This window comes from Kitasatospora arboriphila (genome assembly GCF_039528095.1).
Lineage (GTDB): Bacteria > Actinomycetota > Actinomycetes > Streptomycetales > Streptomycetaceae > Kitasatospora > Kitasatospora arboriphila.
Genome location: NZ_BAAALD010000032.1, coordinates 1 through 12,819, shown reverse-complemented (window position 1 = coordinate 12,819; position 12,819 = coordinate 1). Strand labels below are relative to the sequence as shown.

Annotated in this window: 10 protein-coding genes and 1 pseudogene; 6 read left to right on the top strand and 5 right to left on the bottom strand. The window is 76.4% G+C overall.

Going from position 1 to position 12,819, the window contains the following annotated elements; genetic code table 11:
- Positions 1 to 633 precede the first annotated feature (633 nt).
- The gene (locus tag ABD353_RS17890; RefSeq protein WP_344624614.1) at positions 634 to 1,206 is read right to left on the bottom strand and encodes a TetR/AcrR family transcriptional regulator; all 573 of its coding nucleotides are present in this window, start codon (positions 1,204 to 1,206) and stop codon (positions 634 to 636) included.
- Between the two features lie 122 nt (positions 1,207 to 1,328).
- On the opposite strand from ABD353_RS17890, the gene ABD353_RS17885 reads away from it, so the two are divergent.
- Entirely contained in the window at positions 1,329 to 1,769 is a 441-nt protein-coding gene (locus ABD353_RS17885; protein WP_344624613.1) for a nuclear transport factor 2 family protein, read from the top strand.
- Between the two features lie 176 nt (positions 1,770 to 1,945).
- Positions 1,946 to 4,180 (top strand): acyl-CoA dehydrogenase family protein, encoded by a 2,235-nt coding sequence (locus ABD353_RS17880; protein WP_344624687.1) that lies wholly within the window; start codon positions 1,946 to 1,948, stop codon positions 4,178 to 4,180.
- Positions 4,181 to 4,227: 47 nt separating this feature from the next.
- On the opposite strand, the gene ABD353_RS17875 is transcribed toward ABD353_RS17880, so the two are convergent.
- Complete coding sequence (locus ABD353_RS17875) at positions 4,228 to 5,394, bottom strand: aminoglycoside phosphotransferase family protein (RefSeq protein WP_344624612.1); 1,167 nt, start codon at positions 5,392 to 5,394, stop codon at positions 4,228 to 4,230.
- 528 nt (positions 5,395 to 5,922) lie between these two features.
- Between ABD353_RS17875 and ABD353_RS17870 the strand changes: the two genes are divergently transcribed.
- Positions 5,923 to 7,395: a DNA-binding protein NsdB gene (locus ABD353_RS17870; RefSeq protein WP_344624611.1), complete on the top strand. Its 1,473-nt coding sequence runs from the start codon at positions 5,923 to 5,925 to the stop codon at positions 7,393 to 7,395.
- A gap of 120 nt (positions 7,396 to 7,515) precedes the next feature.
- Here the strand turns inward: ABD353_RS17870 and ABD353_RS17865 are convergent, their stop codons facing one another.
- Entirely contained in the window at positions 7,516 to 7,881 is a 366-nt protein-coding gene (locus ABD353_RS17865; protein WP_344624610.1) for a PAS domain-containing protein, read from the bottom strand.
- Positions 7,882 to 8,200: 319 nt separating this feature from the next.
- Here ABD353_RS17865 and ABD353_RS17860 point away from each other — a divergent pair, with 319 nt between their 5' ends.
- Positions 8,201 to 9,655, top strand: coding sequence for a HEAT repeat domain-containing protein (locus ABD353_RS17860; protein WP_344624609.1), 1,455 nt, complete (start codon positions 8,201 to 8,203; stop codon positions 9,653 to 9,655).
- Between the two features lie 109 nt (positions 9,656 to 9,764).
- Entirely contained in the window at positions 9,765 to 10,493 is a 729-nt protein-coding gene (locus tag ABD353_RS17855) for a DUF1775 domain-containing protein (protein WP_344624608.1), read from the top strand.
- A gap of 60 nt (positions 10,494 to 10,553) precedes the next feature.
- On the opposite strand, the gene ABD353_RS17850 is transcribed toward ABD353_RS17855, so the two are convergent.
- Entirely contained in the window at positions 10,554 to 11,396 is an 843-nt protein-coding gene (locus tag ABD353_RS17850; protein WP_344624686.1) for an undecaprenyl-diphosphate phosphatase, read from the bottom strand.
- 368 nt (positions 11,397 to 11,764) lie between these two features.
- On the opposite strand from ABD353_RS17850, the gene ABD353_RS17845 reads away from it, so the two are divergent.
- Positions 11,765 to 12,529, top strand: a complete 765-nt coding sequence (locus tag ABD353_RS17845; RefSeq protein ID WP_344624607.1) for an SDR family NAD(P)-dependent oxidoreductase — start codon at positions 11,765 to 11,767, stop codon at positions 12,527 to 12,529.
- Between the two features lie 3 nt (positions 12,530 to 12,532).
- Here ABD353_RS17845 and ABD353_RS17840 read toward each other — a convergent pair.
- Positions 12,533 to 12,819, bottom strand: a pseudogene (locus tag ABD353_RS17840) (hypothetical protein); the annotation flags it as partial.

Genomic DNA, 12,819 nt, shown 5'->3' with positions numbered 1-12,819 from the left:
GGGGGGGGGGGGGGGGAGGGGGGGGGCGGGGGGGGGGGGGGGGGGGGGGGCGGGGGGGGGGGGGGGGGGGGGCCGCCGCCGGCGCGGCCGGGGCCGCCTGCCGTGACGCGACGGCAGGCCGCAGCACCCGCGGCCGCGAGGGGCGGCACGGTGCGCAGAGGGGGTGGGTGGAGTTCCGTTCCAACGTTGGAAAATCGGGGCAGCCAGAATGACAGCACGGCCCCGGGGCCGTGTCCACCCCTTCGGAGCGATGCGTTGCGGGAAACTCCTCCGCGTGCTCACTTCATCCGATGTCGAGCGGCGTCGTGCGGAGGTGACGAAGCGTCGAGGTGCGGGAGCGTCAGTCGCGGATGACGGGCGACGGCCTTGTACGACGATCGGCCGGGGGCGTCGGGCGGCGCGTCGGAGGGCGGCGCGTCGGACGGGTGTCGGGCGGGTGTCGGGCGGCGTGCAGGGTGCGGACGGCCGGGGCGGCGAGGGGTAATGGAGGGGTGGCCGGAATGCTCGGCGGAATGCCCTTGCCCGGCGGATCGCACTACCTGTATAACGTTGTAAACGCTGCCATCGACATTCCCCCCGCCCCTTCTTCCCACTGTCGTGCGGCGAATCCCGCGGACGGCCGCGGGCCTGCGCTCAGCGCGGCCGGAGCCCGTCGAAGACCACCTCGTAGATCCGCTCCCGGGCGGCCGGGTCGTCCCGCAACTGCTCCATGGTCGTGCCGGTGCCCACCAGCAGGGCGAGCAGCTCCGGCAGGCCGAGGTCGGCGCGGACGGCCCCGGCCCGCTGCGCCCCGGCCAGGAGTCCGGCCAGTCGGTCCCGGATCGCCGCGGTCGACTCCTGCAGCGAGGCGTGCACGTCCACTCCGGCCGCGGCGAGCGCCTGCGTGAACTCGTTCTTGCCCGCGGACCGGTCGACCACCAGGCGGAAGCAGTCGAAGAAGGCCTCGGCCGGATCGGCGCCCGCCGCCAGCTCGGCGGTGCCTGCCGCGATCGCCTCCAGCCGGCGCACCATCACCGCCGCGAGCAGGGCCTCCTTGGTCGGGAAGTGCCGGAACAGGGTGCCCACCCCGACCCCTGCGGCGCGGGCGATCTCCTCGGTCGGCACGTCGACGCCCCGGGTGGTGAACACCTCGGTGGCCACGTCCAGCAGCCTCGCCCGGTTGCGGGCCGCATCGGCCCGCAGCGGCCGTTCCTGACTGCCACTCATCCCGCTCGTCTCCCTTCCGTGCACGGCGGATCCACCCCCTGGACAACCGGAGTGTCCAGTCCGTATCGTTCGAAGCGGAGTCGCCAGTCCGATTGTACCGACGCTTCCGATAGGGGTTGATCATGTCCGAAACCAGGACGCCGCGCGAGGTCTTCCACGCGCTGCTCGACGGCATCACTGCCGGACGGTTCTCCGAACTCGCCGAGCTCTACGCCGAGGACGCGGTGGTGGAGACCGTCTTCGAGCCGGTCGGACCGCGCCGGTTCGAGGGGCGTGCCGTCCTCGGGGCACGGTTCGCCGAGGTCGCCGCGCACTCGCCGCTGGAGCTGGCGGCGCAGAACGTGGTCGTCCGCGAGACCGACGACCCGGAGGTGGTGGTCGCCGAGTTCGACTACCGGGTCCACCACCGCACCGCGGGGAAGGACTTCGAGGTGTCCAACATCCAGGTGCTGCGGGTCCGCGACGGCCTGATCGTCCACAGCCGGGACTTCCACGACCACCTCGCCCTCGTCGCGGCCGGCGGGCACCTGCCGCAGCTGGTGGCGGCGATGGAAGGCCGGTAGGCCCCGGACGGCCCGGAGGCCCCGGACGGCCCGGAGGCCCCGGACGGCCCGGTGGCCCGGGTCGCACGGCACGCGGGCGCGCGGCGCGGTACCGGGCCCGGTCAGTCCGCGGTGACGCGGACGTTGGCGAGGACGGTGGTGTCGTCGGCGGCGAGGGCCACGATGCGGCCGCTGCGGTGCCAGTAGGTGGCGGTGGTGGCGTGGCGGCGGACGCCGACCGGGGTGGGGCGGCCGTCGGGGCCGGGGGGTGCGGCGGGGACGTGGAGGGTCAGGAGCGGGCTGTCGGTGGGGCGGCGGGCGGCGTGGACGGTGAGGCCGGCGCTGCCCGGGCCGGGTGCGGGAACGGTGAGCGCCCAGTCGTCGCCGTCGGTGTCGGCGGGCGGCACGGCGAGGCCGTCGACGATCAGCGGGCCCGGCGTGGGGACACCGAACCACCGCAGGGTGGTCCGGCCCGCCCCGGGGTCGGCGGTGGTGAGCAGCCGGCCACCGCCGGCGAGCGCGGCGAGGCCCACGAAGGCGTCGGCCGACCGGAGTTCGTCGTCGGTGAGGGCAACCCGGGCGGTGAGCCGCCAGCCGGGCAGCTCCCAGGTCCAGCACTCGGTGAGGCCGGCGCCGAAGCGGGGCCGGGTCAGCACGACGGCCGAACAGCGGTCCGCGGTGCGGGACGGCGGGCCGGCCGGGCGCTGGTCGCCCTGGGCGCTGCCGCCGCCGAGTTCGCGCCAGACGACGGTGGGCCGGTCCGCCGCGGTGTCGAGCACGACGAGGCCCTGGCCGTCGACGCCGATCAGCTGCCGGCCGTCGTAGCTGCCGAGCGTGGCGGTGGAGCGCAGGGTGGTCCAGGGCCGCAGCCGCCGGGTGGCGAGGTCGAGCCGGGAGACCCCGGTGACCGGGCCGTGGTCGGCGACCACCAGGGCGTTGCCGCCGTGGTCGGCGAGGACCAGGCGGTCGGCGGGGGTGTCCCAGCGCGCCTTGGTCCGCCCGTCGGGCGTGAGCAGCCGCACGCCCGCCTGGCCGCAGGCGACCAGCAGGGCACCGGAGTCCAGGTAGGCCGCGTCGAGCACCGGGAGGGTGCCGGGGCGGTCGGCGGCGGTGAGCTCCAGCGGCCGTCCACCGGTCCGCCCGGGCCGGACGGGACGGGCCAGGTCCGCGGCGGCGAGCAGGTCGGCGCGGGCGAGCAGGCGGTCGAAGCGCGCGCGGTCGGTGCCCTGTCCGGCGGGTGCGCCGAAGCCGCCGTCGCGCACGGCGGCGCGGGCGGCGGCGGTGGTCAGTTCGCGGTCCACCACCGGGTCGGCGGCCGGGAGTTCGGACAGGGCGGTGAGCAGGGCGGCCCGCCTGCCGGTACCGGCCCGCTCCTCGCCGTCGATCACGGCGCGGGCGAGCCGCACGGTCGCGGCGGGCACGTCGAGGGCGAGCAGGTGGGCGAGTGCCCGGCCCTGGGCGGGGCCGCCGAGGGCCACCGCGTCGCGCAGGTCGGCGACCACGGAGGTGCGCAGCTCCTCCTCGGGCCAGACCGCCTCGACGGCCCCGATCCGGTCCCCGGCGCTGCGGCAGTGCTGCCACCAGGCGAGCCGCAGTCCGCGGGCCGCCGCCGGGTCGGTGGCGGTGAGCCGTTCGACGGCGAGCGCGACGGCGCCGCGCCGGTGGGCGGCCCGGACGGCGCGGTCGCGCTCGCCGGCCCGCCACCAGAGACGGACCACCAGGTCGGGGTCGAGTTCGCGGCCCTCGGCCAGTTCGGCGGCCTGGGCGGTGCGGCCGTGCCGGTCGAGCAGGGCGACCGCCTCGCCGGGACGGTGCAGCAGGTCGGCGAGGACGAACGCGGCCTCGTCGACGCGGCCTTCGCGTTCCAGGGCCTCGGCGGCCGCGCGGTAGAGGTCGGTGAGGTACTGCTGGACGTCGAGGCCGGAGAGCGCCGACGTGCCTCCCACGACGGCGACGCCCGGGGTGGCGCGCAGCGCGCCGGTGTAGCGCGCCGGCAGGCCGAGGGCCAGCCAGTGCTGCCGGTCGCCGCCGCCGGGGGCACCGAGCTGGACGGCGTCGCGCAGCGCGTCCTCCCAGCGGTTCTCCCGGAACGCCCGGTCGAGGCGCTGCAGGTAGCGGGCGTGGCGACCGCGGACCAGACCGGCGGCAGGGCTGCGCAGGGCGAGCCGGGCGAGCAGGGCGCGCAGCAGGGGGCGGCGTGGCCCGCCGCCCGCAGCGCCGCCGCCCAACTGCTCGCCGGCCGCGCCGCCGCCACCGCCGTCCAGCAGGCCGTCGCCCTCAGCGGCAGCCCCGGGCTCAGCCGCCGCCACCCGCTGGAGCGCTACCTGCGCGACGTCCTCAGCAGCCGGGCGCACTTCCCGCCGGACGACACCGTGCTGGACGCGCTCGCCGGGGCCGCCCTGGAACGCGGCGGTCCGCACCGCGCCGGGTAGCCCGGAACGAATCCGGCCCACCCGGCCCGACGCGGACCGCGACGACCTCAGCGGGTGCCGACCGCCGCCCGCACCGCGCGGCGCGCCAGCGCGGCGTCGTCGTACAGCCGACGGATCATGATGCGCTGCTCCTCGCCCGCGCCCGGGACGTCGTGCAGCCGGATCTCCCGCATCAGCACCAGGACGAGGTTCACCAGGAAGGCGTCCCGGGCCAGCGTGCCGCCGGACTGGGCGAGCTGGCTGATCTGCCGGCGGGCCGCGGTGTCACCGGAGAGCACGCTCCACAGCACCGCCAGGTCGTAGCCCGGCAGGTACCAGCCGGCCTCCTCCCAGTCGAGCAGCACCGGGCCGGAGGGCGCCAGCAGGATGTTGCCGAGCAGCGCGTCGCCGTGGCACAGCTGCCGGCCGGTGTTGGCCAGGCCGTGCAACAGCTGGCGCAGGTCGCCGGCGTCCCGGTCGGTGAGCTGGCCCACCGAGTGGTAGCGCGAGATCTCCAGCGAGTAGTCCAGCGGCTTGCCGAACACGTCGGTCGGCGGACGCCACAGGTTCAGCGTGCGCACCGCGCCGAGCACCGCGCGGACCTCGCCCGGGGTGGGCGGGTTCACCGGGTGCCGCTCGCGGGCCGCGGGCCGGCCCGGCACCCGCTCCAGCACCAGCACGCAGCGGTCGTGGTCGGCCGCCACCAGCCGGGGCAGCCGGACCGGCGGGCGGTGCCGCACGAACGCCCGGTAGACCGCCACCTCGTGGTGGAAGCGCTCGACCAGCTGCTCGTCCCGGGCGGCCTGCGGCGCCAGGCACTTGGCGACCACCGGAGCCCGCCCGATGGTGCCGGCGATGAGGATGTGCCGGCTGCCCTCCCGCAGCACCTGCCGGGGGAGGAAGGCGGGACATATCCGCGAGACGGCGGCCAGCGCGGCCTTCACCGCGGGCGTCTGCAGCGCCGCGGGGTCGACCCGGTCGACGAAGCCCTCACCCGTGCGGGTGGTGAGCAGCCGGCCGGGGACCGACCGGAGAGGGGCCTCGGGCCGGCCGGCGAGCGCGGTCCTGGCCAGGGCGGTGCGGGGGTCGCGCAGCTCGGTGCCCCGCGGCGCGGGTCCGCTGCCGGCCGCGGTCGGCGGCCGCAGCGCGGGGCGGGCCTGCCCCGGGAGGTGGCGCGCGGTGCCCGGTTCGGGGGCAGGTGCCGGGCGGGTGCCGGTGCTGGCTGTGGAGTACATGGGCTGGTGAGGGTCCCTTCCTGGCCGACTGCGGTGCCGTCTTCGCCGGGTCGGGCCGGGGGCCTGCGAGCTGCCCCTGGCGCGACCGGCGGCCCGGGGGGGGGGGGGGGGGGGGGGGGGGGGGGGGGGGGGGGCGCCCCCCCCCCCCGGGCGCCCCCGGCGGCCCGGGTGGAGTGCGGGCGTCGGGCGCGGTGCCGGCTGGCCTCCTCCGCACCCTGGGGAATGCGGTGTCCGCCTGCCGCGCCGTGCCCGACGCCCCCGCGCCACCCGGCCGCGCCACCCCCTCCGGGGAGTCCCGGAGGCGTCCGTCCGGAGCCGTTCGGACGGGTCTCTGACGACCCGTCGGGCCGGAACCGTGGACGTTCCGGCCGCCTCCCGGCTCCGAAGTCGGGGTGGCGCCTTCCTACCTGACACCGCGTCGGCACTGGCACACCATGTGGCGTGCCCTGGCGAACCCTGGCGAATGGTCGCGTGGCATGTGACAGAGCCACTACTGTCGAAATCAGCCGAGGAACCTGGGGGCTTCACGTGAGCAAGGGGCCGAACGCCAGACTCGCCGACCTGTTCGCCCTGACCGGATGGTCCAAGGGCGAGCTCGCCAGGCTGGTCAACCGGCGCGGTGCGGCGATGGGTCAGCAGCAGCTGTCCACCGACACCTCGCGGGTGCGGCGCTGGATCGAGCAGGGGGAGATCCCCCGCGATCCGGTGCCGCGGGTGCTCGCCGCCGTGTTCACGGAGCGGCTCGGCCGTGTCGTCACCACAGAGGACCTCGGTCTGGAGCGACACCGGCCCACCAGGGCGGGCACCCCCACGGAGACGGCGGCGGTCGTGCCCTGGCAGCCGGATCGGACAGCGGCGGTCCTCACCGAGTTCACGGGAATGGACCTCATGCTGAACCGACGCGGTCTGGTCGGCGCGGGCGCGGCGCTCGCCGCCGGCACCGTCATCGCCGACAACCTCCACGACTGGCTCACCGGCGACGGTGTCGCCCACGCGGCCGAACGGCCCGGCCCGCGCCACGTGTTGACCCAGGGCGGCCCGCAACCCGTCGTGGACGTGTACGACGCCGGCCCGGTCGGCAACGACGAAGTCACCGCCCTGGAACGGTCCGTGGAGGTCTTCCGGGCCTGGGACGCCTCCCGTGGCGGAGGCCTCCAGCGCAAGGCCGTGGTCGGCCAGCTCAACGAGGTCGGTGGGATCCTGACGCACCGGCACAGCCCGGCCGTGGAACGCCGGTTGTGGACGGTCGCGGCCAACCTCGCGGTGCTGGCCGGCTGGATGTCCCACGACGTCGGCCTGGAGCCCACCGCGCAGAAGTACTTCGTGATCGCCGCGCAGGCCGCCAAGGAGGCCGACGACCGGCCCCGGGCCGGCGAGGCGATCTCCCGCGCCGCCCGCCAGATGCTCCACCTCGGCCGCGCGGACGACGCACTGGAGCTCATGCAGCTCGCCCAGGCCAGCGCCGGCGACCGCGCCCAGCCGCGGACGCGCGCCATGCTGCACACCGTCGAGGCCTGGGCGCAGGCCTCGCTCGGCCGCTCCGAGGCGACCCGGCGGGTGCTGGGCGAGGCCGAGGACCTCTTCGTGCAGGACGCCGACGAGGCGCCGCCGAGCTGGATGCAGCTCTTCAACGAGGCCGAGCTGCACGGCATGCAGGCGCTGGTCTACCGCACCCTGGCCGAGCACGACCCCGGCGCGGTGCGGCTCGCCGAGCAGCACGCCCGCCGCGCCATCGACCTGCGGCCGGCCGGCCGCGAGCGCTCGGCGCTGCTCGACCAGATCACCCTCGCCTCGGTCTACTGGATCTCCGGGGAGCCGGACGAGGCCTGCCTGCAGGCCAAGCTGGCGATGAACGCGATCAACCAGACGTCCTCGCTGCGGACCTGGGACCGGCTGCGCGAGATGTACCGGCTGGCCGGCCGCTACCAGGGGCTCCCCGAGGTCGCGGAGCTGCGCGAGGAGATCGACGCGGTGATGCCGCAGCGCCGCCGGCAGGTCTAGGGCGTCTCTTCCGGCTCACCCTTGGTCCGCGACGACGGCCGCATCCGAATCGCGCAGCGCCCGTGCCTCGTGATCCGACCTCCCGAGTGCCCTGGGAAAGGTCCTGGCCCCTCCGGGGAGTCAGGCGTGGACGGGGCGGATCAGCATGCGCAGGGCGGTGGCCCGGCCGTCCCGGCCGAGCAGGGGCGCGCCGGTGCAGCGCACCGTGGTGGTGCGGCCGTCGGGCCGGCGTATTCGGACGGTCGCGGCGCCGGTCTGCCCGTGCACCAGGACGCGGGTCACCAGGCGGCAGAGCTGCGGCCGGTCCTCGGCGTGCAGCAGGGCGGGGAGCGCGTCCAGGGTGAGCGGGCCCAGCCCGCGGTCGCGGCCGAGCAGGCGGAAGGCGCCGTCCGACCAGTGCACGTCGTCGGTGAGCAGGTCCCACTCGGCGGCGGCGACGTCTCCCGGACGGCTCACGGCGGGTGCGTGGCCGGCGGTCAGGCTCATCGGGGCTCGCTGCGTGTTCGGAGGAGGGTGAGGGTGCGGCCCGCGCGGGGCCGTTCCCCGAGCCTGCCACAGCGATCCGTCCGATGTGGGGGATTTGCGGACATCGTCCGCGAACTTTCCGGTGGCATATGCCCGGACCTGCGCGCGGCGAGAGCGCGGGGACGGTTTTCCGCCGCCGATCCGTTGCCCTGTGTGCAGATAACGGCCCCAAGCGGTAGCCTTCGGTGATTCCGGCGCCCGGGCGCCTGTCCAGGACCGATCCACCCCCGGCGACGGAAAAGCCGTTGCCTCGACGACCGCCGCAACGGATGCTGACCTCATGTTCGAGCCAGTGATAGCGCCCAGTGCCAGTCTCGTCGGCCTCCTGCAGAGGGGCCGCGGCGACGGGCAACTGCATGCCCTGGCCGCCGACCGCGCCGAGGCGATCGCCGCCCTCGAGTCCTGCGTCACCCACGACCCCCGCGCCGACTGGCAGGTCGAGAACCGCTCCCTCTACTACGCGCGCCTCTACATGGAGTTGGAGGCGCCGCTCACCGGCATCGAGGCCCACCTGCACGCCCCCGAGGACACCCTCGACCAGGACGAGGCCCGCACCGGCCTGGCCCTGTCCGTGCTTGGCCACCTCGCCGCCTACGGCCGCCGCGACGCGCTCGACCTGCTGCGCGGCTACACCGCCACCGGCTGGAACTGGGCGTGGGCGCTGGACGAACTCGCGCTGCGCGACGACGACCGGTTCCTGCTCTCGCTGGCCCCCGCCGTCCTCGGCCGCTTCCCGGCCGGCCCGGAGGGCGACGCGGAGCTGCGCGCCGCCGTCCGCGGCGCGTACGAGCCGCGGCCCTGGCGGCTGTGGGCCGCCCACCACCCGCGGATCGCCACGGCGAGCGAGCAGTCACCCTTCGACCTGTGGCAGCGCCAGATGAACCGCGGCGGCGTCACCCCGGGCTGGAGCACCGCCGACGTGCTCGCCTGGGCCGACCAGCAGGATCCGGCCGATCCGACCGGCACCGCGGTTCCGGACACGGCTGCCGCCGCCCGGCGGGCCGCCGCGGCCGCCCGCTGCCTCACCGCCGTCGTCCGCCCCGAGGACCGCCCCGCCGTGCTGGACGCCGCCCGGAACGGCGCGCCCGGCGCACGCAGCGCCGCCCTGCGCCACCTCGTCGACCGGAACGATCCGGCCGCGGCCGGGCTGACCGAACTCGCCGCCGCCGACGTCGACGAGCGGATCGTCACCGCCGCCCTGGAGGTGCTCGGCCGGATGCGCGGGCCGGAGGCCCTGGCACACGCCCGGCGGTGGGCCGACCCGGCGACCGGCGGCGCCGACAGCGCGCTCGGCGAGGCCGCCGTGCAGCTCCTCGCCGACGCCGGCGAAGCCGCCGACGGCCCGCTGGTGGTCGAGGCGCTGCGCCGCTGGATCTCGGTGCGGGGCACCGACGGCGCGGGCCTGGCGACCCTGGTCGACGGTGCGGGGCGGCTGGCCGCCGCCGCTGCCGTCCCCGCCCTGCGCCACGTCTACGGCGAGGCCGTCTCCTCCGAACTCCGCGGCCGGGCCGCCCGCGCGCTCGCCGCGACCGACCCGCACTTCGCCGAGGGCCCCGCGGTCGAGTGCCTCTGGGACTGCGAGGAGTCGACCCGTGAACTCGCCGCCCGCCACGTCACCACAACGGGTGATGTGCGCGTGCTGGAGCGCCTGCGCCGGCTCGCCGCCGACCCGGCGGAAGAGGCCGAGGTGCACGCCGCGGTGAGGGTACGGCTCACCTCGCGCGAGCGCCACTAGATCATCGGAATCGGCGATCGGGGCCGGGCGGCACACCCCGGTGCGGCATCATGGGCAGGACGCCGAACCGGCCGCCGGCCGGCCGCCCACCCCGGGGAGCACCGCCGCCATGAACCGATCCCGCCTCCTTGCCCGCGCCGCCGTGCCGCTGGCCGCCGCGGCAGGTGTGCTGGCCCTGGCCGCCCCGGCGCTCGCGCACGTCGAGGTCGAGTCCGAGACGGCACAGGCGCTGGCGACCGACGCGGTGGTCGCCTTCGACGCCGAGGGCGAGTCGTCCAGCGCGGGCATCAAGCAGGTCAAGGTGGTGCTGCCGGCCGGGATCGCCCCGTCCGACGTGACGCTGGTCGAGGCGCCCAAGGGCTGGACCTTCACCCCGTCCGAGGACGGCTACCAGGTGGCCGGCACGGCGCTCGCCCCCGGCAAGAGCGCCGCCTACAAGATCAAGGTGCGCCAGCTGCCGAACGAGAAGTCGGTCGCCTTCAAGAGCCTGGTCACCTACTCCGACGGCCACGTCGACCGCTGGATCGAACTGCCGCAGGGCGGCGCCGAGCCCGCCAAGCCGGCGCCCGTGCTGAAGCTCGCCGCCGCCTCGCCCGGGGCCAAGCCGCTGCCCGCCTCGCCGTCCGCGACCGCCTCGGCGGCACCGACCACGGCCTCCGCCGCGCCCTCGGACACGCCGAGCGCCGCACCGTCCTCGGCGAGCCCCGAGGCCACCGCCCCCGCAGCCTCCGACGGCGGCTCCGGCAGCGGCACGGCCACCGTGGTGGTCGTCGCCGTCCTGGCCGCGGCCATCGTCGGCGTGGTGGTCTGGCGCCGCCGGGCCGCCCCGCGCGACTGACGCGAACGACACGGGCCCGGTCCGCTCGTCGGACCGGGCCCCTGCGCCTGCCGGGCGGGACTACCCGCCGACGCCGGCGTCCGGCGCCAGCACGCCGGCGGTGACCAGACCGATGATCACCACGCCGAGCGCCACCCGGTACACCACGAACGGCATGAAGCTGTTGTGCGAGATGTACTTCAGGAACCACGCGATGGCGGCGTAGCCCACCGCGAAGGCGATCGCGGTGGCCAGCAGCGTCGGACCCCAGGCCGGCGCCGGGCCCTCACCGATCTTGAACAGCTCCAGCGTGCCCGAGGCCAGCACCGCCGGGATCGCCAGCAGGAACGAGTACCGCGCCGCGGCCTCCCGGCTGTACCCCATCAGCAGGCCCGCACTGATCGTGCCGCCCGAGCGGGACACCCCCGGGATCAGGGCCAGCGACTGCGCGAGGCCGTACGCCGCCGCGTGGGGGAGCGTCAGATCGCTGATCGGGCGGGCGTTGCGGACCGCCCGAGAGCGGTCCGCGACCGCGAGGACCAGGCCGAAGACGATCAGCGTGGTGCCGATGACCCGCAGGTCGCGCAGCGAGGTCTCGATGGTGTCCTGGAACGCCGCGCCGAAGAGGCCGATCGGCAGGGTGCCGACGATGACGAACCAGCCCAGCCGGGCGTTCGGGTCGCTGCGCCGCGCGGGGCTGAACAGCGAGGCCGCCCAGGCGCCGACGATCGCGGCGATGTCCTTGCGGAAGTAGATCAGCACGGCCGACTCGGTGCCCAGCTGGGTGACCGCCGTGAACGCCGCCCCCGGGTCGTCCCAGCCCGCCAGTGCCGAGAAGACGCGCAGGTGCGCGCTGGAGGAGACGGGCAGGAACTCGGTGAGCCCCTGGACGAGGCCGAGCACGGCCGCGTGGAACCAGTCGATCACCGGGCACCCGCCAGGGGCGTCCGTCGGTGGGTGTGCATGGGGGCTGTCCTGTTCGTTCGTGGTGGTGCGCGGTCCGCCGACGGCACGACGCGGTCGGGGAGGCTGCCGGGGCCCTGCCGTTCCGCGGCGCCGCCTGCTGCGGCGCCCGGCCCCCTCCGGCGCAGCTGGAGAATAGGCATTCAAGATGACCGGCAGCTTTCCGCAGGGTCAAGATCCGGTGCCGCCCCGGCCCCGGCCGTGCCCGCCGTGCCCACCGGACCTGCCGTGTCTGCCGGACCGGCGGGATGACGGCATGTCAGGCGCGCCGCGGCCGCACGGCTGCGGCATGCTGGCCCCGGGTCACCACACGGACGGGAGCGGACGGCATGAGCGGACGGCTGGCGGGCAGGGCGGCGGTGGTCACGGGTGCGGCCCGCGGGATCGGACGCGCCACCGCGGAACTCTTCGCCGACGAGGGCGCACGGCTCGTGCTGACCGACATCGACGGCCCCGCGGTCGAGGCGCTGTGCACCGAACTCTCCGCCGACGGCGCCGAAGCGGTGCCGGTCGCCGGCGACGTCTCGGTGCCCGCGGACGCCCGGGCGATGATCGAGACCGCGGTGGGCTCCTACGGCCGGATCGACGTGCTCGTCGCCAACGCCGGGGTGATCCCGCTGCACACCGTCGCCGAGGCCACCCCCGAGGACTGGGACGCCGTCATGGCCGTGGACGGCCGCGGCATGTTCCTCACCTGCAAGTACGCGATCGAGCGGATGTCCGCGGCCGGCGGCGGCTCGATCGTCTGCCTCTCCTCGATCTCCGGCCTCGCCGGCCAGGCAGGCCAAGCCGTGTACGGCCCGGCGAAGTTCGTCGCCACCGGGCTGACCAAGCACCTCGCGGTGGAGTGCGCCCCGCAGGGCATCCGGGTCAACGCCGTGGCACCGGGCACCATCCGCACCGACCGGGTCCGGCAGCTCCCGGACGAGCCCGGCGGGCCGGAGTACCTGGAGGCGATCGTCCAGCAGCACCCGATGGGCCGCCTCGGCGAACCCGAGGAGGTCGCCCGGGCGATCCTCTTCCTCGCCTCCGACGAGGCCTCCTTCGTCACCGGCGCGGTGCTGCCCGTGGACGGCGGCTACCTCGCCCGCTGACCCTCACCCAGGCACCCGCGGGCGGGGCCGCGGGCGGCCCCGACCCCCCGCGGGGAGGTCGCCCCGCGGGACGACGCCGATCACCGGATAGCCGCCGGTGGTGGGGTGGTCCGCGAGGAAGACCACCGGCAGGCCGTCCGGCGGCACCTGCACCGCGCCCAGCAGCATGCCCTCGCTGGGCAGTTCGCCGCCGCGCCGCCGGGCCACCGGCGGCCCCTCGGTGCGCAGCCCGATCCGGTTGGACGCCGCGGCCACCCGGTACCCGGTGCCCGGCGGGGGGCCCGCGGACC